Below are 25,794 nucleotides of genomic sequence, written 5' to 3'. Positions count from 1 at the left end.
CTGCTCCGACCACGGCAGGCAGGCTCATGGACACCACGACGATCTCGGTCAGTACCGCGTTACCGCGCCTGGACCCGACGGCTGTCGCGGCCAGGCGCCGCGTTGTCGTCACCGGCGGCGCCGGCTTCCTCGGGTCGCATCTCTGCGAGGCGCTGCTGCGACGCGGTGACGAGGTCGTCTGTGTCGACGACCTGTCCACGGGACGCCGCGAGAACCTCGACGGGTTCTTCGGTGACCCCGCCTTCGCCTTCGTGCAGGTCGACGTCAGCGAGCCCTTCGTCGTCGACGGGGAGGTCGATGCGGTGGCGCACCTGGCCAGCCCCGCGTCACCGCCCGACTACCACCGGCTGCCTCTCGAGACGCTCGCGGTCGGTAGCCGCGGTACCGAGAACGCGTTGAAGCTGGCGGTCGCCCACGGGGCGCGCTTCGTTCTCGCGTCGACTAGCGAGGTGTACGGAGACCCGCTCGTACACCCACAGACCGAGGACTACTGGGGCAACGTCAACTCGGTCGGACCGCGCAGCGTGTACGACGAGGCCAAGCGGTTCGCCGAGGCACTCGCGGCGGCCTACGCCCGTACCGAGGCCGCCGACGTCGGCATCGTGCGCATCTTCAACACCTACGGGCCCCGCATGCGCCCCGAGGACGGCCGGGTGGTGTCGAGCTTCGTCGTGCAGGCCCTCAACGGCGATCCGCTGACGATCTACGGTGACGGCTCCCAGACGCGCAGCTTCTGCTACGTCGACGATCTCGTACGCGGCCTGGTCGCCATGCTCGCCAGCGCCGAGCCCGGGCCGGTCAACCTCGGCAATCCGACCGAGCGCACCGTCCGCGAGCTCGCGGAGCTGGTCCTCACGATCACCGGCTCGGACTCGTCGGTCGACCACCAGCCTCTTCCGGTCGACGACCCGACGCGCCGGCGGCCCGACATCGGGCGCGCCGACACCGCCCTGGGGTGGGCGCCGACCGTCGACGCCGAGGAGGGCCTTCGTCGCACCGTCGCGTGGTTCGCCGCCCGGCCGCGGGCCGTTGCCGTCGCCGGCTCCGCACTCGCCGGCCCGCAGGCCGGGGGAGTTCCTGTCACACCGCCCGCCCGGCAGGGCGACGCCGCCCGCGCCAGCTGACCCGTCCCCTTTCACTCGACGTCTGCGTACCGGAGATCCGACCGTGACCGATCTCGACTCCAGCCCACAGGGCCCTCGCCTGCTCCGTCTCGCGACCAACCAGGCCAGGCCCGCTCCTGACAGCGCCCTGTCGCTGGACATCCGCCGCCTCTCGGACGGCAACGTCGTCGACATCCCACCGAGCGGTCCCACGTTGGCCGGACGTACCTCGCCGCGGCGTCCGTTCCGCGCCGAGACCTTCGTCCCTGCACTCGCCCGACGCGACCGGTGGGTGATCGCCGCGCTCTCGGTCGGTTGGATCGCCTGCCTGCTCTGGTTCTGGGCCTGGTGGTCCCAACCCGAGCATCGCGTCAGCTGGATCGGTCTGGTGGTCAACAGCCTGGTACTGCTCTACCTGTCGGTCGTGCCGGGCTACTTCGTCATGGCCGTCAACCGGCTGCGTCGGGTCAACCCCGCACTGTCGGTCCCCGACCTGCATACCGCCTTCGTCGTGACACGTGCCCCGTCGGAGCCCTGGTCCATGGCCCGCGCGACGTTGACCGCGATGCTCGCGCAGCGCTTCCCCCACCCGTACGACGTGTGGCTCTGCGACGAGGACCCCGCCGACGAGGTGGTGGCCTGGTGCGAGGAGCACGCGGTGCACCTGTCCACTCGGCGCGGTGTGGACGCCTACCACCGGGCTACCTGGCCTCGGCGAACCAAGTGCAAGGAGGGCAACCTCGCCTACTTCTACGACCGGTGGGGTTACCTCCGCTACGACGTCGTCTCCCAGCTCGACTGCGACCACGTCCCCTCGCCGACCTACCTCGCCGAGATGGTGCGGCCCTTCGCGGACCCGGCGATCGGATACGTGGCCGCCCCGAGCGTGTGCGACGCGAACGCCGCTCGTTCCTGGGCCGCGCGAGGTCGGTTGCACCGCGAGGCCACCTTCCACGGGCCGGCCCAGCTCGGCCACAGCGACGGGCTGTCCCCGTCGTGCATCGGCTCGCACTACGCGGTGCGGACTGCAGCACTCCGCGACATCGGTGGCGTGGGTCCCGAGCTCGCCGAGGACTTCTCCACCAGCTTCCTGCTCAGCTCGGCAGGCTGGCAGGGCGCCTTCGCGATCGACGCGGAGGCCCGCGGCGAGGGGCCCCAGACGTTCCCCGCGATGCTGGTCCAGGAGTTCCAGTGGTCGCGCAGCCTGACCACGGTCCTGTTCGGGCTCGTCCCGCGCCACCTCGGTCGCATGCCGTGGCGGCTCCGCTTCCGGTTCATGTTCGCGCTGCTCTTCTACGTCTCGCTGACAGTGACCACGGTCGGTGGGCTCTCCCTGCCGCCGATCGCCGCAGTGACAGGGCTGCCGTGGATCAACGTCAACTACGTCGCGTTCCTGCTGCACTGGTGGTCGATCTCGATGTGGGTCGTCCTCATGGCGGTGCTGCTGAAGCGTCGCGGTCTCCTCCGGCCACGCAACGCGCCGATCATCAGCTGGGAGAACTGGCTGTACAGCCTGTCCCGCTGGCCGCTCGTGGCGTGGGGGGTGTGTGCAGCAACGCTCCAGACGGTCCGCCCGCGCCCGTTGACCTTCAAGGTGACGCCCAAGAGCGTGGACGGGTTGGAGCCGTTGCCGACGCGCATCGTCCTGCCCTACGCGTTCATCGCGGTCGTGCTCTCTTCCGCCGCGCTCGTGGGAGAAATGTCGACGTCGGCGGTGGGCTACATCTTTCTCTGCCTGCTCGGGGCGACCACGTACCTCGTCGTCACCGGGGCCGTCTCGATGTTGCACGCCGCCGAGGCAGCCCGGCATTCGGGGGCGGGCCTGGCCCGCGCGATCCGGGCGACGGTGCCCGGGCCACTGCTGGTGACCGCCCTCACCGCCGCCCCGGTCGTCACCGCGCTGACCCGCTTCCCGACCTACGCCGTCGCCGTGTTCTCCGGTGCCCCGGCGTGACCATTCCTCACCGCGAACGGAGGCGATCCACCATGACCGCTACCCGCACCGTGCTCGTCACCGGCGGAGCCGGGTTCATCGGCAGCCACACCTGTGTCGACCTGCTCGAGCAGGGATACGACGTGGTCACCGTCGACGATCACTCGAACAGCTCGCCGGTGGCCCTCGACCGCGTGCAGAAGATCGCCGGCCGGCCCGTGATCGCCTACACCGTCGACCTGCGTGATCGCGCTGCGCTGGACGCCGTGTTCGCCGCCCACCCCGTGGACGCCGTGATCCATTTCGGGGCGAAGAAGGCGGTCAACGAGTCCACCGAGATCCCGCTCGAGTACTTCGACGTCAACGTCGGCGGCACGAGCGCTCTCCTGCGCACGATGCACGCGCACGAGGTGCACGACCTGGTGTTCTCCTCGTCGTGCTCGATCTACGGCGAGACCACGCGGGTTCCACTGACCGAGGACGACCCGGCCCGCCCGACGAACCCGTACGCGCACTCGAAGTGGATGGGCGAGCAGATGCTCGCCGACACGTGCCGTCTCCTGCCCGAACTGCGCGTCGCCGCGCTGCGCTACTTCAACCCGCTCGGCGCACACCCGTCCGGCGAGCTGGGCGAAGACCCCAGCGGCGTTCCCAACAACCTGTTGCCCTACGTCGCCCAGGTCGCCGTCGGCCGCCGCGAGCGCCTCCGTGTATTCGGCGACGACTATCCGACGCCGGACGGCACCGCGGTGCGCGACTACATCCACGTCCTCGACGTCGCGAGGGCGCACCGCCTCGCCCTCGACCGTCTCCTCGGGGGCATGCAGGTCCTCAACCTCGGCACCGGCGTCGGGTCCTCCGTACTCGATGTCATCGCGGCGTTCGAGGCCGCGAGCGGGCGTCCCGTGCCCTATGACGTGCACGGACGCAGGCCCGGCGACGTCGCCGTGCTCGTCGCAGACCCCACCCGGGCGCACTCCGCGCTGGGGTGGCGGGCCGAGCGCGACCTCGCCGCGATGTGCGTCGACGCGTGGCGATTCCAGTACGCCAATCCTGCCGGCTACGGCGGCTGACCCTTCCTTCTTCCTCCTCCGTTCCTGGGAGCACATCATGCGCATGACCGTCATCGGCACGGGCTATCTCGGCGCCGTCCACGCCGCCTGCATGGCCGACCTCGGCCACGACGTCCTCGGCGTCGACGTCGACGAGGCCAAGCTCGCCGCGTTGGCTGCGGGCCGGACACCGTTCTACGAGCCGGGGCTCCCGGAGATCCTTGCCCGCACCGTGGCGTCCGGGAATCTGCGCTTCTCCACCTCGCTGGAGGAGGCCGCCGACTTCGGCGAGGTGCACTTCCTCTGCGTGGGCACACCGCAACAGCCCGGCTCGGCGGCCGCGGACATGCGGCCGATCGACTCGGTGATCGAGGGCCTCGCGCCGCACCTGCGCGACGACTGCCTCGTCGTCGGCAAGTCGACGGTCCCCGTCGGGACCTCCGATCGCCTGGCCGCCCGCATCGCCGAGCTCGCGCCCGTGGGCGCCCGCGCCGAAGTGGCGTGGAACCCGGAGTTCCTCTCCGAGAGCACGGCCGTCGAGGACACGCTGCGACCCGACCGGATAGTCGTCGGTGTGACCTCGCATCGGGCCGAGGCCGTCCTGGGAGCGGTCTACTCGACGATGCGCGAATCCGGGACGCCCTACCTCGTCACCGACCGGACGACGGCCGAGCTGGTCAAGGTCTCGGCCAACGCGTTCCTCGCCACGAAGGTCTCGTTCGTCAATGCCATGGCAGAGGTCTGCGAGGCGACCGGCGGCGATGTCACGACGCTCGCCAAGGCCATCGGGTACGACCCGCGGATCGGCCACCGCTTCCTCGCCGCCGGGGTCGGCTTCGGCGGCGGGTGCTTGCCCAAGGACATCCGGGCGTTCTCCGCCCGGGCCGACGAGCTGGGCTTCGGGGACTCCCTGCGATTCCTCCGCGACGTCGACGAGATCAACATGCGGGCGAGGCAGCGGACCGTCGACCGCGCCCGGACGATGCTCGACGGCCGGTTCCTCGGGCGTCGCGTGGCCGTCCTCGGCGCCGCGTTCAAGTCCGGCAGCGACGACGTCCGCGACTCGCCGGCGCTCGCCGTCGCGGCGTCGATCCAGCTCCAGGGCGCCCACGTCCGGGTACACGACCCGGAGGCCCTGGACAACGCACGCGCCGCCTTCCCCTGCCTCGACTACGCGCGCGAGCCGGAAAAGGCCTGCGAGGGCGCGGATCTGGTCCTGCACCTCACCGACTGGGCGGAGTACCGCGACCTCAACCCGGCTGAGCTCGCCGGCGTCGTCGACGTGCCGCGGCTGCTGGACGCCCGCAACACGCTGGATCTCGAGCACTGGCGCACCCACGGCTGGGACGTCGGGGCACTCGGCCGGGGAAATCTCGCCGCCTGAGCCACGTGGGGCGCCGACGTCGTCGCAACGCGCCGCTCACGCGGCATCTCACCATTCCCGCCGTCCGCTCGGTCAGGAGTTCCGTCGTGGTCGTTTCACTCTTCGCGGTGCTCGCGTCCGGCTTCGCCCTCGCCAGCTTCACCGCGGCCACCCTGCCGGTTCGAGTCGGCCGGGGTTGGCGCTCGCCCGGCGTCGTGCGCCGGACCGTCGTCGTGGTCTGCCTGCTGATGGTGGGCATCAACGGCGCCGCCGCCACGGCACTGGACGGTCCGCTCGTCTCTCCGGCGATCCTGGCCATGGACCTGGTCGTCCTCTGCGGCGGAGCCGTGATCCTCTGGTCGACCAGGCTCGCCCACCGACCGACGTGCCTGCCCCGACGCATCGTCACGGTAAGTGCCCACCCGGACGACCTCGAGTTGGGATGTGGCGGCGCGATCGCCAAGTTCGTCGACTCGGGGCACGAGGTGCACAGCCTCGTCATGTCGGGTGGGCGCAACGGCGGCGGTCTGGCCCGCCCTGACGAGGCCATCGCAGGCGGCGCCTTCCTCGGGCTCTCGAGCCTCGTCGTCCTCGACCTGCCCGACAGTCGGCTGCCCGAGCACGGGTTCGAGATGATCAGCGCGGTCGAGGACGCGTTGCGCCGCTACAACCCGGATCTCGTCCTGACCCACTCAGCCCACGATCGGCACCAGGACCACGAAGCGGTCCATCGAGCGACCGTGCGGGCTGCGCGCGGGCACCCCGCCATCCTCTCGTTCGAGAGCCCGTCGGCCAGCGACGAGTTCGCTCCCCAGGTGTTCGTCGACATCGAGGAGTACATCGAGACGAAGGTCGAGGCGGTCGGCCGCCACGACAGTCAGGGCTCGAAGCCCTACATGCGGCCGGAGCACGTCCGTGCACTCGCCGTGGTTCGTGGGCGCCAGGCCCGGGTGCGCCACGCCGAGGGGTTCGAGGCCGTGCGGGTGCTCGACTCCCGGATCGGACCGTGAGACCTCGGAGCGACCGCATGACACTCCTGACCGTGCTGTTGATCGGCGTCATCGTCCTGACGGTGAGCACCGCCGCTGCCATCGCGAAGGACGCGAGGTCGGGTCCACTCCGGATCCGGGGAGCCGACATCTCGTTCACGCTCCAGGAGGAGCGCGCGGGCACCGTCTATCGGGACGGCGGCTCGGCCGCGCCCATCGAGCGCATTCTCGCCGACCACGGCGCCACCGACGTCCGCATCCGGGTGTGGGTGGATCCACCTTCCGGCTCAAGTGATCTCGCCACGGCCCTCACGATCGCCCGGCGCGCCCACGACGCCGGCCTCGCCGTCATTCTCGACCTGCACTACTCCGACACCTGGGCCGACCATCAACGGCAGGAGACCCCGTCGCGGTGGCGCGGACTGGACCTGCCCGACCTCGCCGGGGTCGTGCAGACCTACACGCGCGAGACCCTCGCGGCGTTCGACCGCCAGGGCACACCCGTCGACGTCGTCCAGGTGGGGAACGAGATCTCCCACGGCATGCTCTGGCCCACCGGCTGGGTCGGACCCGGCGACGACGCCGACTGGTCGGCGTTCCTGACGCTGCTCCGTGCCGGAGTACGCGGAGCGCACGAAGGCGCTCCGAGGGCTCGTGTGATGCTCCACGTCGACACCGGCGGCGACGCGGTGGCGACCAGCCGGTTCGTGGACCATGTCGACGCTGCCGGCATCCGCTTCGACGTCATCGGACTGTCCTACTACCCGTTCTGGAACGGCTCGCTCGACCAGCTCAGCCGGACCCTCGACGGCCTCGTCGACCGATACCACCGCGACGTCCTCGTGGCGGAGACGGCCTACCCCTGGACTCTCGAGCAGGGGGACCACTTGCAGAACATCGTGACCTCGGCGAACCAACTCCCCGACGGCGCGCGCTTCCCGCCGACCCCGCAGGGGCAGGCCGCGTACTACGAGGCACTCCGCGCCGTGGTGGCGAACGTCCCGGGCGGGCACGGCCTGGGCTTCCTCGCCTGGGAGCCCGACTGGCTCCCTCCCGTGGGATGGGCGTCAGGTGAGGGCAACCACTACGCCAACCTCAGCATGTTCAGCTGGGACGGGAACGGACTGCCGTCCCTGAAGAGCTTCGCAGCGCCGTGAGCCAGCGACCACTTGGTGACTCGTGGGAGACCGTCGGCGGTGCGATGCCCCTCTGCAGAGACCAGCAGGGTCGTTGCGCATACTGAGGACCCATGCAATGGACCGACTTCAAGGCGGCTCTGCGGTCGGCCCGCTGGGCGTTCGTGGGCCTGGTCGTCGTGGGCGCTCTGGGCGGGCTGCTCCTCGACCTGCACCTGGACCGTCTGCCGGACAGCTCGAGCGTGCAGCTGACGGTGTCCGACGCGACCGGGGCGCCGCCGTCGTCGGACTCCGCATCCACGGTGCGCTCCTTCATCAAGAACCAGATGCCGACGTACGCCGAGCTCGCCACCAGCGACGACGTCCTCGGGCCCGCGGCGTCCGGCTCCGGCACCACACTGGACGAGCTGCGCCCCGAGGTGGCCGTCGCCGCCGTGCAGGACAGCGACCAGCTGACGATCGACGTCCGCGCCTCGAGCCCGTCCGCGGCGACGGCCGAGGCCAACGCCGTCACGCAGTCGGTCACCGGGGCGATCACCCGGCTCGAGACGCCCGAGGGGCACCCGTCGCGGGTCGCCGTGACCACGACGTCGGGTCCGACGGCACCCGCCGCGCGTTTCGTCCCGCCGGTCGGTGTCCTGACGGCGGCCGGTGCGCTGGCGGGGGCCCTCGTCGTCCTCCTGGCGGCCGCCGCATGGGCGACCGGTCTGCCGCAGCGCGGCTGGCGGGGGTTCACGACGTGGCTGTTCCGCCGGCCGGCTCCGGGCGAGCTCACCCGCGTCCCCGGGGCCGAGCTCCACGAACCCCGCGACGACCTCGAGCAGGCGTTGGCCAAGCAGGCCGGGCAGTTGCTCTCGAAGCGGAAGAACAAGGACTGACGACGCCGCTGCGCGGGGCGGCGTGAGGCAGATCGCGGAGCGCTCCGGGCCGGGGTGGGCGACCATCCCGGGGTGACGATCGGCGATGCGGCCATCATCGCGGTCGCCGGGGTGTGGGCCGGGATGATCAACACGGTCGTCGGGTCGGGCACGCTGGTGACGTTCCCGGTGCTGCTGGCGCTCGGGTTCCCACCGCTGACGGCCAACGTGTCCAACGGGCTCGGCCTGGTCCCGGGCTCGGTGACCGGGGCGATCGGGTACCGCCGCGAGCTGCGGGGCCTGCGGGGGCGGGTGCTCCGGCTGGCCGTCCCGACCGCGCTCGGAGGTCTGGTCGGCGCCCTGCTACTCCTGGTACTGCCCTCCGCCGCGTTCGACAAGGTCGTGCCGGTCCTGGTGGCGCTGGCGGTCGTGCTCGTCGTGATCGGGCCGTGGGTGTCACGCAAGGTGGCCGCGCGCGATCCGTCCGGCGAGCCACGGACCCGGGTCGGCCCGGGCCTGCTCGGCGCCACGTTCGGCACCGGGGTCTACGGCGGCTACTTCGGTGCGGCGCAGGGCGTGTTGCTCATGGGCTTCCTCGGGATCCTGATCGACGACGATCTGCAGCGGCACAACGCGGTGAAGAACGTCCTGGCGGCGCTGGCGAACCTGGTGTCGGGGATCGTGTTCGCGTTCGTCGCGCCGGTGTCGTGGCCCGTGGTCGGGCTCGTCGCGGGCGGGTCGATCGTCGGGGGAGTGATCGGCGCGCTGATCGGCCGCCGCCTGCCGCCGCTGGTGCTGCGCGGGATCATCGTGGTGGTCGGGGTGGCGGCGTTCGTCCAGCTGCTCCTCCGCTGAACTCCTACGGCTGTCAGCCATGTGTTCAGTGGGCAGTGGTTCCCTCGGTCGGCATAGTCGCGGTGTACATCCGCCACATGCCGGTACGGCCATGTGACGGAGCTGCACGTCCGTGACCCGTTTAGCAACGAGTAGCCACGAATGCCCGATTCTGTCTCTTGTCGAGACACGAATGGACGCGTTGACCTTTGCCGTTGCGTGACTACAAGATCCCCCATCTAGGGGGGTTGATCCATTGGAACTGGGCGGACTGTTCAGGGATTTTCTGGAACCGTCGGCGGCGGAGCGTGACCGCGCGGTACCCATCGTCGTCGTGAGAGGGACCGCGGGCTCGTCGCGCGAACGCATCCTTGAGGAACTGCGGGATCAGTTCTGTCAAGGTCGACCGTCGGCAGTCTGCTACAGCCAGGAGGAGAGGCTCGACAAGGGGGCGCGGCCCTACCAGGTCGCGGATTTTCTCGCGTCGAGGCTGATGAACGAGGTCCCTCGTTACGGCCGACTGCGGTTTCCGCGTCTCCTTCTGGGGCTGCTGGCGCTCAAAGTGAACCTCAACGGTCCGATGGCCGACCCCGAGGCGCCGAAGATCCTGCTGGAAGAGACGCTCTCTGAGCGTAATCGTCGCCCGATCGACAAGTGGCGTCGCGAGTTCGACGACATCACGCGCCCATGGGCGGACAAGGCATCAGACCCATGGGCCTACGCCATGCGCGGCCTGTCGTCCGCGCTCGGCCTCGCGGGAGCGTTGGCGTCCCGGCGACGCCCTGGACTGGCCTGGTATGCGCATGGCTACCGACCGAAGGGGCAGAGGTACACCAACGGTGCGAACGCGCTCGCTGACCTCGTCCGTGGCCACTGGACCGACTCGAACGCGGCTCGGGACGACGTCGACCTCACGCTCTGTCGAGCGTTCCTCGCAGACATTCGCGAGGAGTATTCGCATGCTCACTGGTTCTGGGCTGCGCACAACAACGCTCTCGTCATCGTGGACCGAGGCGACCGGGCTCCCTTCACGGGATTCCTGGAGGTACTTGCCCGGCTGTATCGCGATCCCGAGCCTGAGTGGGCGCCCACCCTGTTCGTCGCCGGAAGCGGGCGATCCCCGGCGAAAGAGTCTCCGACGGCCCCGGGACTGTCACGTCTGGCGCTCACAGCGAGCTACGGAGACTGGGAAGCGCATACCGACCATTGGTACGGCGCCGATGACAAGTGCGACTGGGGTCCTTACTACCCTCTGGAAGTCGACCGTTCGACGCCAACCTCGGACGACGCCGCGATGTGGGAGGGGTTCGTAGACCGCCTCGTCCGGGGGCACCCGGAGGCACATCGGATCGTCACGGGCGCCCTCACGGCGGCAGGTGAGCACGCGGATCATCGCCAGGTGCTAGCCATGCGCACGAAGCAGGGCTCGACGGTTGCGAAGGAGCTTCGTGACCTTATTGTCGGAGAGAACGGCGGGATGTCTCACGGTCTTTCGGTCCTGGCCGCGGCCCGCGATCTGCGGGATGACAGCATCGACCGTCTGGAGAGTCTGTGCGACGAGCGCTCCCAGAAGGCGATCGAGCGATACCTCGCCCGGAGCCTATGGGTGCTCGGTCCTCACGAGGCCGACCCGGAGGCGACCCCGCGGCTCCATCCGCTGGCGCGCCAGGTCTTGCTTCACGAGCTCGCGGAAAGTCGGCGTTGGACCGAGGTGCAGGAGGGGCTCCGCAAGCGGGCAGCATCGCGTGACGGCGTCACTGGGCTGTACCACGCCCTGGCCGCCGGGCGCCTGCAGGAGGTCACAGAGGCGCTGAGTGCGGCCTTCGAGACTTCGCACCCCGAGGCCTGGTGTGAACTGTTTCAAGCGGTGGTCTCTGCGCCGGTCCGCGCACCGGGCAACGCGCCCACCGCGGCCCAGTTCGCTGAGGCGAGAGTTCGTGGAGTGCGATCCGCAGGACCGATCAAAGCCTCGCTCGTGTCGGCTGCCCAACTCCACCGGAGTCCCTTGGGAGATCCGGCTCATGAGCTCTGCGCCGAGATCGCTTCTGACATCTACGACCTGCGACCGAGGAAGGTCGACGGCCGGAGGCACTTGACCGCACTGGCGGCGCGGTACGCCGACTGCGACGACCGATCCCCTCGAGTTGAAGCACACCTCACCCGTTCGAGGAGTACCTGATGATGTCTCCGACCCGACGCCTCGGCTCGGTCTTCGGGTGGTTCGGCAAGCTGACCGCTCTCGGCAGGGTTCTCGTGATCGCGGTCGTTCTGGTGGTCGTCGCCGGTGTCGTCTACGGCGTGTGGACCCTTCTCACTCCGACCTGTGGCTCCGGCACGTCGCGGACCGACGATCAGTGTCTGGGCGTCAGTGATGGAAGCGCACAGGTGACCGCTCACGAGGTTCCCGGGTACGCCGACATCCTAGGGAAGATCAAGGCACAGAACGATCTCGTCACCAGCTCGAAGATCCCATACGTCACCATTGCGTACCTGATGCCGGTTCAGCGCCAGGATTCTGCTGACTCGGCCGGCGGGCTGCAGGCGAGCCTCCACGAGCTACAAGGAGCGTTCATCGAGCAGCTCCAGGTCAACAGTGCTGACAACGCTCCTGTCCACGTCCGCCTGGTCATTGCGAACGACGGCGACAGCTCGGCACATTGGCGGGAGGTTGTTCCGACCTTGATGAAGATGGTCGGCTCCGATCACCTCGTCGCCGTCGTCGCCACCGGATACTCGGTGCAAGCGACGCAGGACGCGATCACAGCGTTGTCGGTCGCACGGATTCCGGTGATCACCACCCGGCTGACCGCTGACACACTCGACGGAGTCAGCACCCCCGACCGTGCATTCGCCCGGATCGCACCGTCGAACAGCGACGAAGCTGCGGCGCTCGCTGCCGACCTGCGGACGACGGCGTCGAAAGTCCTCGTGGTGCGCAGTAATGATTCGACGGACACTTACGTGCAATCTCTCGCGGTTGCATTCGAGCAGAAGTACGCCGGCGGGGCCGGGACCCTGATGTCGCCCGAGGAGACCTTCAACCCGGGCCCGTACAGCTTCATGTCCTCGGTCGTCAGCAGCGTCTGTGAGCGGCAACCGAACGTCATCATGTTCGCCGGACGTTCGGATGACCTGGAACAGTTCGTCAAGGCGCTCGCGACACGGAGCTGTGGGAACCTTCCTCTGACGATCGTGACCGGTGACGACGCCGAGGACTTCACTGCAGCAGTTGCCGACGAAGTCAGTCAGGAGACCAAGGGTGCGTCTCCCTCCAGTCTCGGGCTCATCGGCGGCCTCAATTCCGGCGTGACTGTGCGCTACGCCGATATCGCCGACTCATCCGCGTGGAAGACGAACCCCGAGGCGTTCGTCCCGGGTGCGATCGGCGCGTTGAACGAAAACTGTTCGACTTGCTTCCACGGGCAGTTCCCATCGTCGTCGCTCGATGACGACGCAGCCATCATGGGCCACGATGCGATCACGACCGTCGCGACGGCGCTCACCTTCGGATCGCAGCTCAACAATACGACGGATGGTGTAACGGCCGCGTTCAAGCGACTTCATGGACCGAACTCGATACCACTCGCCTCCGGCTGGTTATCGCTCTCGCCGTACGGAGACCCTATCAATAAGGCGGTTCCGATTCTCCAAGTCGGAAGTGACGGTGGTCCTCAGCTGTTCAAGTTCGGCTCGCCTGCGGGTCGCCCGTGTATCCCAGATCGAACCCCTTGCTAAACCACCGGACGATCGAACCGTTCGGGGAAGTCAGGACCGGCGTGCTTGGTTCCCGGTGGTCCTCGCCGACAGTTGCGGGCTGGCGAACGGAGGCCCCCTCGTGGCGGGGATTGTTCCGCCGCTGACACACAGGTCCAGCGGGCCGCCCCGTGCTGGGCGGCCGGATCTCGTCCACGCCCGAAGCGCGATGAGTGGGCCGGGCGCTAAGAGTTCGATCGACGCGCCATCGCCGCTGGTGGAAGGTCGTGCCGAGCCTCCCGGGTCAGCCGGCGATGTTCAGGACGGTGACGGAGTTGGACTCGCCGTTGGTCACGAAGGCCCGACGGCCGTCCGTCGAGACCGCGAGCTGACGCGGGCTGGTACCCACCGGCACGGTGGCGACGACGGCGTCGCGGCTGTTGTCGATCACCGAGACGTCGTTCGAGACGTTGTTCACGACGTAGGTGTGGGCGCCGTCGCGGGAGAACGCCACGTCCTGCGGATTCTGTCCGACCGGCACGGTGCCCACGACTCGGTTCGTCGCGGTGTCGATGACGGAGACGTAGTTGCCGTCGTAATCGGCGACCATGGCACGCCGACCGTCGGGCGAGACGGCGATGCTGTGCGGCGTCCCGCCGACGGGAATGGTCGTCACCACGGTGTTGGTCTTCGTGTCGATGACCGTGACGATCCCGGACATGTGGTTGGCGACGTAGATCAGTCGTCCGCTCGGCGTGTAGGCGATCCAATGCGGCATCGGCGCCACCGGGATGTTCGCGACGATCACGTTCGACCGGGTGTCGATGACCGACACGTTCCCGGAGTCGTGGTTGGGCACGTAGACCCGTTGACCGTCGGGTGCGACGGCCAGCGCGTAGGGGTGCTGCTGGTCCGAGGGGATCAGCGCGGTGAACATGTTCCGCGTCGTGTCGAACACGGCGATGGCGTTCATGGGCGGGTTGTCGCGGGCGATCGTCACGTAGGCGTGCTGGCCGTCCGGGGTCAGTGACACGTATTGCGGCGGCCCGGGCGCCGGGAACGTCGCCGTGGCCCCGGTGGTGAGGTCGAGCGAGGTGAGAACGTCGGCCGTGGAACCCGTGACGAAGGCGCGTCGACCGTCCGGTGTCACCACGATCGACTCCGGTCCGTTCCCGACGCTCCAGGTACCGATCACCGTCGGCGTGTCCACGCTCGCGACGACGGGCGCAGGCGGCGCGATGGCCACCGGGGCAGCCCCGACGCCGGCGGTGGGGCCGGCCGCGGGAGCCGGAGTCGATGGGCCGGACCGGAACAGGAGGGCGCCCAGGAGCCCGCCCACGACGAGCAGCGCGACCATGGCCAGCGCGAGCAGGACGAACCCGCGGCGCCTCAACGGACGGGTCCGCGGTCCGTCCCCGGTCCCCGGCGAGCCATCGGTCGCGAGCGCGATGCGCTCGGTCGGAGGCGGAGCAGCAGCCTCGTCCGGCGAAATGTTCGATTCGAGAGGTTGCTTTCCGGTGCTCTCGATTTCCTGTCGAAGTCGCGCTGCTCCGAACTGGCTCATCTGCGCCATCGCCGACGCCCCTCACTGCAGATCTCGGGGTGGTCTCCACGTCGAGTGACGACGTCCCGTGTCTCATCTTGCGACATCGAACGTCGTTGGCCCAGATGGAATACGTTGCGGGCAAGAAAGAGCACTCTGGGTCACTCGTGGGATCTCGCCGGGGCGGGAACGTAAGGGCGATTCTCGACGAGGTTGCAGAATGCGACATATCTGCCGAAATCCGTTCCGACGGTTCATTCTTCGGACATCAGCACGTCCTCGCACGTCCGAATGAGGATCTCGGCGGCCCATCGTTCCGAACGGTGTGCTGTCGGGTGCTGGGCGCGGCCCTCCCAGATCGTCAACTGCTCGTGGGCGGCCTCGTCGATGCGGGTGCGTGGCACTTCCGGTGAGAGGCCGAGGCGGACGTCGGCCGACGTGCCGTCGATCCCCAGGAGCCGGCGCACCGTGTCGACGTCCTGGCCGGGGAGGACGACGCTGCCGCGCTCCAGGGCATCCAGCAGTTCGAGCTCGCGGACCTCGTGCGCGCCCACCCGCAGACGCTCCAGCTGTTCGCGGAGCACGAGGCCGTGCTCGAGGGCGACGGGCAGAGTCGGGAGGAGTTCGTCGATCCGCAGGAGAGCGGCGCGGGCGTGCTCGCGCGCGTTCGCGGCGTGACCGTCCACGGCCTCGCCGTCATGACCGAACTCGGTGAGCAGGTCCTCGAGCTCCGGGGGCGGCGGCTCCGTGCAGGCGGCGGCCGCGGCCTGGGCGATGCCGCGCACCTGGCGCTCCAGCGGCCCGGTCGCGAGCGGGGGAGGGGCGGCCGCGACCCGCGCGACCGCCGGAGGGGCGACCGCTTCGTCGGGGACGGTCACCCCGTGGACGATCGGCACGAATCCCTCGACGACGGTGCCCGAGCTGGGCGTCGAGTCGATGGTGAGCGACCCGCCGGCCCCGGCGGCCCGGGCCGTCAGGTTGCTCAGCCCCCGTCCGGCGTGCGGGACGTCCGTGTCGAACCCCGGCCCCTGGTCGCGGACCGCGAACCGGAGGGCGTCGTCGTCCGCGGTGAGTTCGACGACGATCGCGGCGCCGCCCGCGTGCTTCCGGGCGTTGTTGACCGCCTCGAGGCAGCAGAAGTAGACGGTCTGTTCCGCGAGCTCGGGGTAGCGACGGGCCCGGTCGGCACCCTGGCATCGCAGGTCGATCGCCGGTTCCGCGCGGCCCAGGTCCGCCTCGAGGGCGGCGACGAGGCCCTGGTCGCGAAGGACCAGCGTGGACACGCCCGCGGACACGTTCGCCAGTGCATTCTCGGTCGTGTCCAGGGAGTCGACCAGAAGGGGCAGCCGCTCGCGGGCTCGGGGCAGGTCGCCGAGCGTGATCTGCTGCTCGACCAGACCGAGCCCGAGCCGCATCGAGACCAGGTGGCCCTGGACGCCGTCGTGCAGATCACTCTCGATCGTCCGCCGCTCGTGGTCCATCTCGGCGACCGCTGCTCGACGACCCTGGGCGATCTGCTCGGCGTGCGCCCGCGCGGCCCGCAGCTGCCGTTCCAGGTCGATGCTGTGCCGGCCGATGGCGAGGACGGCCCCGAGGCCCGCGGCGAGGTCGTCGACGAGGTTGCCGTCCCGGCCGACGCGGGCCCGGTCGTAGGACCGGTCGTCGACGGCGAGCGACCCGATCCCGTCGTCGTGGTACCGGATGGGGACCTCGACCTCGGGGAGGCCGTCGGGGGTCTGCGGCGCCGTCCACGCGTGCGCGCGGTCGCGCAGCCCGGGGCGGTGGACGGTCAGCCGGCAGCTCCGTGCCCCCAGACCGCGACCGATCGTCTCCGTGAGCTGCGCGAGGTCGGGGACGCCGTCCGGGGTCACGCCGGTGTGGGCGGTGATCGCGGCCAGCACGCTGTAGGGCGTCGGCCGGTCGCCGCCCGGGGTGCGCTCGAAGCGGTACCAGCTCACCCCGAACGCCACCGCTGCCCCGAGAGCGGCCAGGAGCACGCCGACCTCGCCGAGACCCGCGGTGAGGAGGTGGACGACGACGAAGACCGCCGCGCTGACGACGACCGCTCCACCACCGAGAAGCATCGTCCGTCGGTCCACCCCGGCGGCCTCGCCGCTCACGGCTCGCGTCCTGCACCGGCCGGGACCGCCTGCTCGGCGCCGAGCCCCGGTTCGATCTGCGTGGCGGGCTGCAGGTCCGTGGGCAGCCAGGCCCATACCCGCGTCGCCCCGGTCTGGTCCTGCTCCACGTTGAGGACTCCACCGAGGGCTTCGAGACGGTCGGTCTCGTCGCCGAGGGCGCTGCGCAGGTCGTCGATGCCGGTGGGCGGTTCCTGGTCGACCACGAGGACGGAGAAGCGGCCGTCGTTGACCGTCAGGTGCACCCGGAGAGGCTGCGGGCCGGGACGGTCGGCCAGCTGCTGCATCGCGGCCGCGGCGACGTAGTAGATGCCCGACTCGACCTCGCGCGTCAGCCGGCGACCGGGCGAGCCGTCGAGTCGCACCGGTCGCCCGAGGTCGGTCGCGACCTCCTCGAGCGCGGCACGTGGTCCCTGGTCCCGCAACACCGAGGGATACACGCCGCGGACGATGATCCGGAAATGGTCGAGCAGATCGTCGAGGCTGGTCCGCGTCTCGGCGAGGGCGTCGAGCGAGCGCTTGGTGGCGGTCCTCGCCTTGACCTTGGAGGGGATGCCGGCCTTGGTGAGGGTGTCGACCGCGAGCTCACCCTCGAGGGTGGCGAGGTCGCCCCGGAGGCGGACGAGCCGGTTGATGATCACCGTGTCCAGTTCGGCGACGAGCCGACGCCGTTCGAGGTCGCGGGCGCGTCGCAGCCGGTGCTGGGAGTCGGCCAGTTCGCTGCCGAGCTCGTCGGCGCGCCGGATCCGCTGCTCGAGCTCGCCGGTGAGGGCCAGCCCGCGCAGCAGCAGGCTCGCCCCGTCGGCGAGGTCGCCCATGAGCCGGCGATCGGCGGGCACGACGGCGCCGTCGGGCTTGGCGATCGTGAGCCAGGCGCGCGCCGACGGTCCCTCGAGCACCGGGACCGCGTGGTCGACGTCGTCGCGGGCGAGCAACATCTCCGCGTTGGTGACCCGGTCGGTCTCCGGCGCCCGTGACGGCGGATGGGTCGCGACGACGGCGAGGGCGTCGTCGCGCGCGAGCCACACCCGGGCCTGCTGGGCACCGGCACCTTCGACCAGCACCCGGGCGAGGCCGGGGAGGGCCTCGTCGAGGGCGCCGTCGCGGAAGTGTCCGACGGCCGCCGCGAGTGCGGCGTACGGGGTCCGGTGATCGGGCGCGAGGCGTTCGGTCACGCGGTCGACGAGGGGCCGCGTGACGATCACCAGGACCAGGGACACCAGGGCGGCCACCAGCGCGCCGACGATCCCGACGACGGGGGAGGGCGTCACGGTGCGGACACCGGTACCGACCGCGAGGAACACGACGAGGACCAGGACGCTCGTCAGCCCCAGCCGGGCGACCGTCGTCAGCCGAGCCCCCACGACCCACCACCGCCGAAGTGCCGTCCCTCGGCCCACCGGCCGACCGGCAGGCCAGCGTAGTCCTGCGCGCTGTTCCCGGGCTGAGAGCTGACGGCCGACTACAGCCGAGGCCCCTGCTCGGCGCGCAGGTAGCTCAGGACGGCGAGCACCCGGCGGTTCTGTGACGACTCGTCGCTGCGCAGTTCGAGTTTGTCGAAGATGCCGGCGATGAACTTCTCGACGGTCTTGACCCCGATCACCAGCTGACCGGCGATACCGGCATTCGACCGGCCCTCCGCCATGAGCCGCAGCACCTCGCGTTCCCGCTGCGACAGTGACGCCAACTGGTCGTCCTCGGCGCGGGGTTTCTCCACGAGTCGCTTCGCCAGCGCCGGCTCGATCACGACCTCGCCGTCCGCGATGCGGTTCAGGGTGTCGGTGAGGGTCTCGACGCTCGCGATCCGCTCCTTCAGTCGATACCCGACGCCTTCGGCCCCGATACCCAGGATCCGCATCAGGTAGTGCAGTTCGGAGTAGTGCGAGAGGAACAGCAGGCCCATGTCGGGGTAGTCGGCGCGCAGTTGCGCGCCGGTCGTCAGGCCTCCCTCGGCTCCGGGCGGCATCTTGATGTCGAGGATCGAGACGTCGGCCGGCTGGTCCGCCAGGGCCGCGACCAGCTCGTCGCCGTCGCCGGCCCGGGCCACCACCTCGTGGCCGGCTGCCTCGAGCAGCATCCCCAGCCCGTCACGGAAGACGAACAGGTCCTCGGCGACCGCTACTCGCACGGCAGCATCACCACGATCATGGAGTCCCCCTCTTCGGTTGCCGGGCGTCGGACCATCTCGCAGGAGCCACCCGCCGCCGCCACTGCTTCGGACATCGCGTCGACGGCCTCCACGGCAAGGTCGGGATCCAGTCCTCGCGAGCCCCCGGAGAGCCGTACCGATAGCTCACCGTCCGCGCCCCCGATGTCGACGGCGACCCTGGCGCCGGCCCGGCACACGATCGGCAGGCAGGTGACGAGAGCCGAATAAGCCACCCCCTCCGACGCCGGGCCGAACCGTTGTGCGCCTCCCACGACCTCGACCGGCAGCCGCATCGCGACCGCGACATCGCCGATCGCGACGGCCAGCCCGGAGGCGTGCAGGACGGGCGGGTACAGCTTCGAGCCGAGCCGGCGCAGCTCGTGCAGTGCGGCAACGAGCTCCTCGTGGACCTCGTCGATGAGATTCTCGACGGCCAGGTCGTGGGCACTGAGCTGGTGGCGGGCCACCCCGAGGCGCACCGACAGCGCCGAGAGACGCAGGGAGGCCCCGTCGTGGAGTTCGCGCTCGAGCTCGAGTCGCTGCATCCAGTGCTCGCGGACTCCCGCCCCGGATCCCGGGGTCGGGGCGTAGGTCCGGGGGACCGAGCCGCGCGTCATCACTTCATCGTGGGGGCGGACGGGCAGGAGCGGCAGAGGGGTCGCCCTCCGGCTGCGGTAGGGAAAACCCGACCCGGGTTCACGAGCCGATGGTCAGGACGGAGACGGTGTTGGCGGTCTGGTTGGCGACGAAGGCGTGTCGACCGTCGGGAGCGACGACGACCATCGCTGCACCGGCCCCGACCGGCACCACGTCGGTGACCTTGCGGGTCGCGGTGTCGATCACGCTGACGGTGTTGTCGTCGTTGTTGACGACGTAGCTGTGCCGGCCGTCGGGAGCGAAGGCCACGCTCTGCGGATCCCGACCCACGGGGATCGTCGTGACGACGGACAACGTCGTCGGGTCGATGAACGAGAGGGTGTCGCCGTCGTAGTCGGTGACCTCGGCGATCTTGCCGTCGGGCGCGAAGGCCGCGCTGTGCGGTGAGACCCCCTGGCCGATCGGGATCACGCGGGTGACGGTGTCGGTCGAGGTGTTGAGCGCCGTGACCGTCCCCGGCATGTGGTTCGTGACCAGGGCGAGCGGCGCGGTCGGGCTCAGCGCCGCCCAGTGCGGGGTGTCGCCCACGGGGACCTGGGCGAGCGTGCTGTCGTCGGCGGTGTTGATCACCGACACCGTCCCGGAGTCGTGGTTGGGCACGTAGAGCCGGGAGCCGTCGGCGGACACGGCCAGGCCGTACAACCAGGTCTGCTCCGACCCCATCGCCGACTTCTGGCCGGTCGGGATCAGGCCGACGAACGAGTTGCTCTGCGCGTCGAAGACCGCCACGACGTTCTGGCCGAAGGCCGGGGAGTACGCGGAGACGTAGGCCCGGTGCCCGACCGGCGAGAACACGACGAACTGCGGGCTGCCCGCGACCGGCACCGTAGCGACGACGCGGCCGCTGGCGGTGTCCGCGACCACGACGGACGTCCCGGTGGTCAGATAGAGGCGGGAGCCGTCCGGCGAGATGGCCAGGGTCTGCGGGCCGCCGGCGACCGGGAACGTCGACGAGACCGTGGCCGTGTCGCTGCTCGCGACCGCGGCGGGTACCGGGCTCGGGGGCGGCGTGGGCGGACCGGGCTGGGGCCGGAACCAAGTGGCCCACGCGAGACCTCCGGCCAGCAGCAGCACCAGCACCAGGGACACGAGAACCGCGGCCCACGGAACGGACCGGCGCCGGCGACCCTCGCGGTCGTTCCCGGGGAACTCCGGCGGTGGGCCGCTCAGGGTGGCCGGCGGGGGCGGCGGCTCGGGAGGGCCGTCACCACCCGGGTCCTCGTACCAGGTGTACGGAGCCTCGGTGGGCGGGTTCTGACCGTCCGCGAGCGCGGCCGCGCCAAGGGCGATCGCTTTTTTCGGATCGACGTCGGTGACGACCGGGCGCCCGAACTGCTCGGAGACCATGCGCGTGACGAGCGGGATCTGCGACGAACCCCCGACCAGCAGGATGGCGCTGAGATCGGCGGGTGTGACCCGTGCCGAGCGCAGCGTGCCCGCCAACGCCGTGATCGTCGATTCGATGTCGGCGCGCACGAGGTCCTCGAACTGCGCCCGGGTGATCGGGACCTCGAGATACCGGTTCGGCAGGAAGACCGGAACTGCGGTCTCGGTCGCGCTGGAGAGCGCCTCCTTCGCCGAGATGCAATCCATGCGGAGTCGGGCGATGGCCACCGAGCTCTGCGGGTCGCGCATGTCGAGGGCATCGAGGGCCCCGCCGGTCTCCCGGTTGACGTGGGTCAGGATCGCCTCGTCGAAGTCGATCCCGCCCAGCCTTTCCACACCCTCGGTGCCGAGAATCTCGATGCCGTCCTCCTGCTTGCGCAGCACGGTGGCGTCGAACGTCCCGCCTCCGAGGTCGTACACCGCGATCGTCTCGCCGACCTCGAGACTGCGTGAGTTGCCGTAGTGCGTCGCGGCCGCCTCCGGCTCGGTCGCCGTCGCGGTGTCCAGGAGACCCGCCAGCTGCGGCACTTCCTCGAAGAGCCCGCGGCGATACGGTCCCCAGTTCGCGGGATGGGTCAGCAGGACGCTGTCGGGCTCGGCTCCCTCGTAGCGCACGACCCTGGCCAGCACGTCACTGAGGAGGGCGGCGAGCAGCGCGGTCACCTCGTGCTCGGTTCCACCGAGCACCAGCGGGATCTTGTCGCCGAGCTTGCGCTTGAAGTCCCGGCCGACCCGCTCGGGGTGGAAGATGAGCTGGTGCTGGGCCGCCTGCCCGGTCACCAGAGAATCGCCGTTCGGACCCTGATAGACCATGGCGGGCGCGCTCATGGACTGGTTGCCGAGATTGAACATCTCCGCGTGACCGGCTCGGGCGGTCGCGGCGGCGATATAAGTCGTCCCCAGGTCGACGCCCAGCGAGAACGCCATGGTGCTTCCTTCCTCAACGGGCGGCACAGAACGTAGTAGGTGCTGCGGATGGGGTCGATACTGTTCGCATGAACGGCCTAGTCGGTGGCCGGAAAGTTGCACGTTGAGCAGCATGTCGGCCGCTGAACGCGCAGAAAAGTAAAGCAAAGGGAACAGCGTGCCCTTGGTATGGGCATTTTCTTGTGAAGGCTGCTCCGGTCAGCGCCATTCAGGCGTGGCGAGCACCCGCGCGACCCTGGCCCGGTAGGCCTGACGCAATCCGTATTCGAGCGCCCGGAGCAGGTCCTGGCTGTCCTTCATCGCCCGCGTCGCGAACTCGTCGAGGTGGTTCCGGGTCAATCGCTGCGCCTCGGCGCGGCGGGCGGCGAGGCGCCGTGCCCGTTCCTCACGCCAGGCCACCGCGGCGAGGAGCCCGAAGGGGAGGACGCCGTACCACGCCGACATCGAGATCTTGAGCACCAAGTTGCTCACCATGAGCAGCATCATGAAACCCATGTAGCCGCGCATGACGATGTTGATCAGGGCGTTGAGTCGGCCGCCCTTGAGCGCGGTCGCGTCCGGTGCCTCCGAGGCGAGGGCGCTCTGCAGGGACGGAGGAGGCGGGTCGATCACCTCGGTCTCATCGAGGGCGAGGTACCGCGCGGAGCTCTCCGACAGCGAGCGCACCGCGCTGACGGCGACCTGGTGGTTGTTCCACACCTCGTCGTTCAGACGACGGTCGAGCTCGGCGGCGTAGCACTGCCAGTCCTTGAACGGGTCGCTCGAGTCGATCGTCCGCTCGGTGTCGGTGAGCACGGACTGGAAACGCTCGCCGAAGTCGGACGACACCACGCCGGCGATGTCCGAGAAGCGCTCCGAGAGGTTCCCGCTCCACGCGGCCGTGCGTTCCTCGTAGAACGCCGAGCGCCGGTGGTACCGCTGGGCGGCGGCGGCCAACGCCGTCGGGTGGGGGACTCGAGGCGTGATGCGCGTCGGGATGACGGCGGTGGCCTGGTTGACGATGGTCGTGAGGGCGGGGCCGCCCGCCTGCCCGATCGACATCTCGCTCTCCTCGGTTGACAGCGGACGGCCGCGGTCGACCCGGTCCGGTTCGGACCGTCGGCCGGCCGCGGCCGTCCTGGTGGGTCAGGGCTCAGAAGTGGTGGATGAGCCCGTGGTCGGTGCCGTGGTTGTGGCCGTCGTCGTGGGGGTGCCGACCGCCGTCGTGCCGCTCACCGAAGGGCGGGCGGAACGGCGGGAACGGCGGGTGCGGCCAGTGGATCGGCGGGTGCGGCGGGTGCGGCCAGTGGATCGGGGGGTGCGGCGGCCGCGGGTGGTTCCAGATGGGCCCGGGGTGGATCGGCCCGTGGATCGGCCCGTGGACCGGGAACCCAGGGTGCCCGGGGTGGGTCGGCCCGTGGACCGGAAACCCCGGGTGTCCGGGGTGGACCGGGGGTACGACGGGGCCGTGTCCCCCGCCGGGGAACCGGTGGCTGCCGCCGTGCTGCTCGGCGCCGCCGTGCTCGCCACCGCGGTGGGACTCACCAGGGAGCTGCCCACCCTGATGGCCACCGCGGACGGTGATGTGCTCGCTCATGTCCGTCTCCTCTTCACTGTGTCGGCCGCGTCGGGGGAGTTCGTCTCTCCGCCTTGCGGCTGAGAAGAACGATGCCGTCGCTCGAATCGGCGCACTACAGGGTGATCCCACCGATTCCCGTTCACGACCCGCCTCGACCCGTGGGGGTTAACCCGCATGTCGACGACGGGTTGGCCTGGCCGCGAGTTCATGGTTGACCAGCTACCGGGAATGGGCGCTCCCGGGCCACGCTCGTCCGCACCAGAATCGCTCACTCACAGAACGGTGCGGACATGTTCACCAGTGGAATCAGCAATCGGGACCGGGCAGTGCTCCTCGCCGTCGCGAGGGGACGCGTCACCGCGACGGGCACGACGACGCTCGCCGTCGACGGCCTGCCGATCGCCGACCAGTTCGCGGTCGGAGGGCTCCTCCGCTCGCAGCTGATCTCGGTGCGTCAGGGGGATCTCACCGAGCCGGTCGTCCTGACCGAGCTCGGGCGTAGCGCCCTCTCGATCCCGGCTTGACCTGGGGATTCGGCAACCCGCAGGATGATCGGTCGACGCGGACCGCGTCGGCCGATCACTGCTGTCCGGGGTGGCGGACAGCCATCGGCGCCGGGCTGAGGCGCGACCCGTCACCACGGGCGCCGGCCACCTCCGAGCGGCTCCTCGAGCGCTATTCCGGACCCCGGTAGCGGCGCACGCGAGTCGGGATGCGGGTTAACCCCCATCGGCCGATGCGGGTCGTCAACGAGAATTGGTGGGATCGCCCTGTAGTGCGGGCTCACCGCCGAACGGCATCGTTCTTCTCAGCCGCAGAGCGGAGAACACATCGAAGTCCGCGAACGCGGTCCGGCACACGGAGTGGGAGAGAACAATGAGCGAGCAGCACTTCGCCGTCAAGGGTGGACATCAGGGTGGACAGTTCCCCAGCGGTGGACATCGTGACGGCGGGCAGCGCGACGGTGGACACCGCGATGGTGGGCACCGCGACGGTAACCACTACCGCGGCGGCGACCACCACTACGGCGACCGCGGTGGCTACCACGGCGACCGTTGGGGCCACGGCCACGACCGCGGCGGCTGGGGCCACGACCGTTGGGGTCACGGGCACGACGGCGGGCGCTACGGGCACGACGGCGGCCAGAACCACGGCGGCGAGCACGGGATGGTCCACCACTTCTGAGGACTGATCCCACATCCGGGGGAGGGGCGGCCGCGGCTCGCACGGTCCGAACAGGACCGACGAGCCGCGGCCGTCCGCGTGTCCCGACCAGAACACCCGACCGACATCAACCGTATTCATCTCGATGCCCTGGAGGCACGTCATGACCTATCCCATGGACGACCAGCTGACGACGGAGGAGTCGCAGCCCCGTACGACGGGTTCGCAGGACAACCTGCGGGCGTACTCGCTAAGCTTCGGAGGGAGCATCCCGAGTCAGGGTTCGCCTCCCACAGCCGAGACCGTCCCGGACGGCGTCACGTTCGATCGCTGGACGGCTCCCGCCGGGCTCGCCTCGCCGTTGCCGGCAGGAGAGGCCCCTCGGCGGCGCCCGACCACGATCTGGCCCCAGCTCGTCGCCGTGGTGTCCCTGGCGGCGTTGATCGGGGTGATCGTCATCATCGCGATGAGCCGCCCCGTCGCTGGGCCGGTCGCGTCATCGGCGTCGACGGGCCAGCCCGCCGGGAGCGTGTCGCAGCCGGCATCGACGGACCCGTCCGCCGTCGCCGCAACCGCCCGCACGCAGCTCAACGCGGACTACGCCCGGGTAGGCCAAGCCGCGCAGCAGTTCGAGCAGGTCGAGAATGCTGCGACGCAGAACAGCGACGAGCAGGCGGCCCGCACCGGGATCACGAACTTCCGCGCGGCGGTGTACGAGTACGACCAGGGGATCCGAGGCATCATGTTCCCGACCGAGCAGCAGGCGGCCGTGAACACGCAGCTCCTGCCCGCCACGGATCGTCTGATCGCCGACCTCGACCAGGCGGCGGACCCCGATCCTTCGACCGCGCTGCAGATCAAGGGCCGCGCGATCCAGGACGCGGGTGCGATCGACTCGGCCACCCAGCAGGTCTACGACCAGCTCGGGAACTGATTCCGGCCGATGCAGGGTGGCCGGTCCCGCGGCAGCACGGGGCCGGCCATCTCGTCGTGTCGGGAGTCAGCCGCGGGGAGTATGGCGACGGGGCCGCGGTCCGCCGTGTCGGTGGGAGATCAGGTTGCCCACCCGGTAGCCCGCGCTCCCGCCCACGACCGCGCCGACGACGAGGGCGCCCGTCACCAACGAGGCGCCTCGCGTCGGGTGCACCGCCAGCGGCCCCTCGGCGCGGATGCGCGGTTGCGGATCGACCGACTTGTTCTCAACCACTGCTCTCGTCTCCCAGGTCAGCTCGTCGCCCTGGGACCAGTCGGCCCAGGTCGAGCCCTCGAGCGCAGCGACGCTAGCCAGCCCGCCGTGCTCGGCACACCACCA

22 protein-coding genes are annotated in these 25,794 nt (G+C 70.1%); 13 read left to right on the top strand and 9 right to left on the bottom strand.

The genetic code is table 11. The features are described 5' to 3' along the window. Positions 1 to 26: 26 nt before the first annotated feature. The 10 genes from LQ327_RS22750 to LQ327_RS22705 all read left to right on the top strand — a co-directional run bounded on the left by LQ327_RS22750 (position 27) and on the right by LQ327_RS22705 (position 13,002). Entirely contained in the window at positions 27 to 1,124 is a 1,098-nt protein-coding gene (locus LQ327_RS22750; protein ID WP_230738051.1) for an NAD-dependent epimerase/dehydratase family protein, read from the top strand. Positions 1,125 to 1,167: 43 nt separating this feature from the next. Beyond that, positions 1,168 to 3,057, top strand: a complete 1,890-nt coding sequence (locus LQ327_RS22745; protein ID WP_230738050.1) for a glycosyltransferase family 2 protein — start codon at positions 1,168 to 1,170, stop codon at positions 3,055 to 3,057. Positions 3,058 to 3,089: 32 nt separating this feature from the next. Next, positions 3,090 to 4,109: a UDP-glucose 4-epimerase GalE gene (gene galE, locus LQ327_RS22740; protein ID WP_230738049.1), complete on the top strand. Its 1,020-nt coding sequence runs from the start codon at positions 3,090 to 3,092 to the stop codon at positions 4,107 to 4,109. A gap of 37 nt (positions 4,110 to 4,146) precedes the next feature. Continuing rightward, on the top strand, positions 4,147 to 5,472 hold the full coding sequence (locus LQ327_RS22735; RefSeq protein WP_230738048.1) for a UDP-glucose dehydrogenase family protein: 1,326 nt from the start codon (positions 4,147 to 4,149) through the stop codon (positions 5,470 to 5,472). A gap of 86 nt (positions 5,473 to 5,558) precedes the next feature. Beyond that, positions 5,559 to 6,461 carry a PIG-L deacetylase family protein gene (locus tag LQ327_RS22730; RefSeq protein ID WP_230738047.1) on the top strand — a complete coding sequence of 301 codons (903 nt, stop codon included), beginning with the start codon at positions 5,559 to 5,561 and terminating at the stop codon, positions 6,459 to 6,461. Positions 6,462 to 6,478: 17 nt separating this feature from the next. Beyond that, positions 6,479 to 7,597 carry a glycoside hydrolase family 53 protein gene (locus LQ327_RS22725; protein WP_230738046.1) on the top strand — a complete coding sequence of 373 codons (1,119 nt, stop codon included), beginning with the start codon at positions 6,479 to 6,481 and terminating at the stop codon, positions 7,595 to 7,597. Between the two features lie 92 nt (positions 7,598 to 7,689). Then, positions 7,690 to 8,454: a YveK family protein gene (locus LQ327_RS22720; RefSeq protein WP_230738045.1), complete on the top strand. Its 765-nt coding sequence runs from the start codon at positions 7,690 to 7,692 to the stop codon at positions 8,452 to 8,454. A gap of 72 nt (positions 8,455 to 8,526) precedes the next feature. Beyond that, positions 8,527 to 9,288 (top strand): sulfite exporter TauE/SafE family protein, encoded by a 762-nt coding sequence (locus LQ327_RS22715; protein ID WP_230738044.1) that lies wholly within the window; start codon positions 8,527 to 8,529, stop codon positions 9,286 to 9,288. Between the two features lie 235 nt (positions 9,289 to 9,523). Beyond that, a complete protein-coding gene (locus LQ327_RS22710) occupies positions 9,524 to 11,446 on the top strand; it encodes a hypothetical protein (protein ID WP_230738043.1) in 1,923 nt (640 codons plus the stop codon). After that, positions 11,446 to 13,002, top strand: a complete 1,557-nt coding sequence (locus LQ327_RS22705; protein ID WP_230738042.1) for a type 1 periplasmic-binding domain-containing protein — start codon at positions 11,446 to 11,448, stop codon at positions 13,000 to 13,002. Before LQ327_RS22710 ends, LQ327_RS22705 begins: the two co-directional genes overlap by 1 nt. Positions 13,003 to 13,264: 262 nt before the next feature. Here the strand turns inward: LQ327_RS22705 and LQ327_RS22700 are convergent, their stop codons facing one another. The 8 genes from LQ327_RS22700 to LQ327_RS22665 all read right to left on the bottom strand — a co-directional run bounded on the left by LQ327_RS22700 (position 13,265) and on the right by LQ327_RS22665 (position 23,336). Then, on the bottom strand, positions 13,265 to 14,353 hold the full coding sequence (locus LQ327_RS22700; RefSeq protein WP_230738041.1) for a beta-propeller fold lactonase family protein: 1,089 nt from the start codon (positions 14,351 to 14,353) through the stop codon (positions 13,265 to 13,267). Between the two features lie 404 nt (positions 14,354 to 14,757). Further along, a complete protein-coding gene (locus LQ327_RS22695) occupies positions 14,758 to 16,623 on the bottom strand; it encodes a sensor histidine kinase (protein WP_230738040.1) in 1,866 nt (621 codons plus the stop codon). Continuing rightward, entirely contained in the window at positions 16,620 to 18,005 is a 1,386-nt protein-coding gene (locus LQ327_RS22690) for a sensor histidine kinase (RefSeq protein ID WP_230738039.1), read from the bottom strand. Before LQ327_RS22690 ends, LQ327_RS22695 begins: the two co-directional genes overlap by 4 nt. 98 nt (positions 18,006 to 18,103) lie before the next feature. Then, positions 18,104 to 18,769 carry a LuxR C-terminal-related transcriptional regulator gene (locus tag LQ327_RS22685; RefSeq protein ID WP_230738038.1) on the bottom strand — a complete coding sequence of 222 codons (666 nt, stop codon included), beginning with the start codon at positions 18,767 to 18,769 and terminating at the stop codon, positions 18,104 to 18,106. Next, positions 18,760 to 19,407 carry a sensor histidine kinase gene (locus LQ327_RS22680; protein ID WP_230738037.1) on the bottom strand — a complete coding sequence of 216 codons (648 nt, stop codon included), beginning with the start codon at positions 19,405 to 19,407 and terminating at the stop codon, positions 18,760 to 18,762. Before LQ327_RS22680 ends, LQ327_RS22685 begins: the two co-directional genes overlap by 10 nt. A gap of 79 nt (positions 19,408 to 19,486) precedes the next feature. Further along, complete coding sequence (locus tag LQ327_RS22675; RefSeq protein WP_230738036.1) at positions 19,487 to 21,760, bottom strand: Hsp70 family protein; 2,274 nt, start codon at positions 21,758 to 21,760, stop codon at positions 19,487 to 19,489. Between the two features lie 198 nt (positions 21,761 to 21,958). Further along, positions 21,959 to 22,801, bottom strand: coding sequence for a hypothetical protein (locus LQ327_RS22670; protein WP_230738035.1), 843 nt, complete (start codon positions 22,799 to 22,801; stop codon positions 21,959 to 21,961). 91 nt (positions 22,802 to 22,892) lie between these two features. Continuing rightward, positions 22,893 to 23,336 (bottom strand): hypothetical protein, encoded by a 444-nt coding sequence (locus LQ327_RS22665; protein WP_230738034.1) that lies wholly within the window; start codon positions 23,334 to 23,336, stop codon positions 22,893 to 22,895. A gap of 272 nt (positions 23,337 to 23,608) precedes the next feature. On the opposite strand from LQ327_RS22665, the gene LQ327_RS22660 reads away from it, so the two are divergent. The 3 genes from LQ327_RS22660 (at position 23,609) to LQ327_RS22650 (ending at position 25,416) form a co-directional block, all read left to right on the top strand. After that, entirely contained in the window at positions 23,609 to 23,842 is a 234-nt protein-coding gene (locus LQ327_RS22660) for a hypothetical protein (protein WP_230738033.1), read from the top strand. A gap of 352 nt (positions 23,843 to 24,194) precedes the next feature. Continuing rightward, complete coding sequence (locus LQ327_RS22655; RefSeq protein WP_230738032.1) at positions 24,195 to 24,503, top strand: hypothetical protein; 309 nt, start codon at positions 24,195 to 24,197, stop codon at positions 24,501 to 24,503. A gap of 142 nt (positions 24,504 to 24,645) precedes the next feature. Continuing rightward, positions 24,646 to 25,416: a hypothetical protein gene (locus LQ327_RS22650; RefSeq protein WP_230738031.1), complete on the top strand. Its 771-nt coding sequence runs from the start codon at positions 24,646 to 24,648 to the stop codon at positions 25,414 to 25,416. Between the two features lie 66 nt (positions 25,417 to 25,482). Here LQ327_RS22650 and LQ327_RS22645 read toward each other — a convergent pair whose 3' ends face one another. After that, positions 25,483 to 25,689: a hypothetical protein gene (locus tag LQ327_RS22645; protein WP_230738030.1), complete on the bottom strand. Its 207-nt coding sequence runs from the start codon at positions 25,687 to 25,689 to the stop codon at positions 25,483 to 25,485. Positions 25,690 to 25,794: the final 105 nt, after the last annotated feature.

The organism is Actinomycetospora endophytica, from assembly GCF_021026375.1.
Taxonomy (GTDB): domain Bacteria; phylum Actinomycetota; class Actinomycetes; order Mycobacteriales; family Pseudonocardiaceae; genus Actinomycetospora; species Actinomycetospora endophytica.
Note: the sequence above shows the minus strand (reverse complement) of the source record. Positions and strands in the feature narration are given on the sequence as shown.

Excerpts from the sequence above, each read along its gene's own strand:
- LQ327_RS22750 (WP_230738051.1), top strand. The coding sequence starts at position 27 with ATGGACACCACGACGATCTCGGTCAGTACCGCGTTACCGCGCCTGGAC.
- galE (WP_230738049.1), top strand. The coding sequence starts at position 3,090 with ATGACCGCTACCCGCACCGTGCTCGTCACCGGCGGAGCCGGGTTCATC.
- LQ327_RS22735 (WP_230738048.1), top strand. The coding sequence starts at position 4,147 with ATGCGCATGACCGTCATCGGCACGGGCTATCTCGGCGCCGTCCACGCC.
- LQ327_RS22725 (WP_230738046.1), top strand. The coding sequence starts at position 6,479 with ATGACACTCCTGACCGTGCTGTTGATCGGCGTCATCGTCCTGACGGTG.
- LQ327_RS22720 (WP_230738045.1), top strand. The coding sequence starts at position 7,690 with ATGCAATGGACCGACTTCAAGGCGGCTCTGCGGTCGGCCCGCTGGGCG.
- LQ327_RS22705 (WP_230738042.1), top strand. The coding sequence starts at position 11,446 with ATGATGTCTCCGACCCGACGCCTCGGCTCGGTCTTCGGGTGGTTCGGC.
- LQ327_RS22680 (WP_230738037.1), bottom strand. The coding sequence starts at position 19,407 with ATGACGCGCGGCTCGGTCCCCCGGACCTACGCCCCGACCCCGGGATCC.
- LQ327_RS22675 (WP_230738036.1), bottom strand. The coding sequence starts at position 21,760 with ATGGCGTTCTCGCTGGGCGTCGACCTGGGGACGACTTATATCGCCGCC.
- LQ327_RS22670 (WP_230738035.1), bottom strand. The coding sequence starts at position 22,801 with ATGTCGATCGGGCAGGCGGGCGGCCCCGCCCTCACGACCATCGTCAAC.
- LQ327_RS22665 (WP_230738034.1), bottom strand. The coding sequence starts at position 23,336 with ATGAGCGAGCACATCACCGTCCGCGGTGGCCATCAGGGTGGGCAGCTC.
- LQ327_RS22660 (WP_230738033.1), top strand. The coding sequence starts at position 23,609 with ATGTTCACCAGTGGAATCAGCAATCGGGACCGGGCAGTGCTCCTCGCC.
- LQ327_RS22655 (WP_230738032.1), top strand. The coding sequence starts at position 24,195 with ATGAGCGAGCAGCACTTCGCCGTCAAGGGTGGACATCAGGGTGGACAG.
- LQ327_RS22650 (WP_230738031.1), top strand. The coding sequence starts at position 24,646 with ATGACCTATCCCATGGACGACCAGCTGACGACGGAGGAGTCGCAGCCC.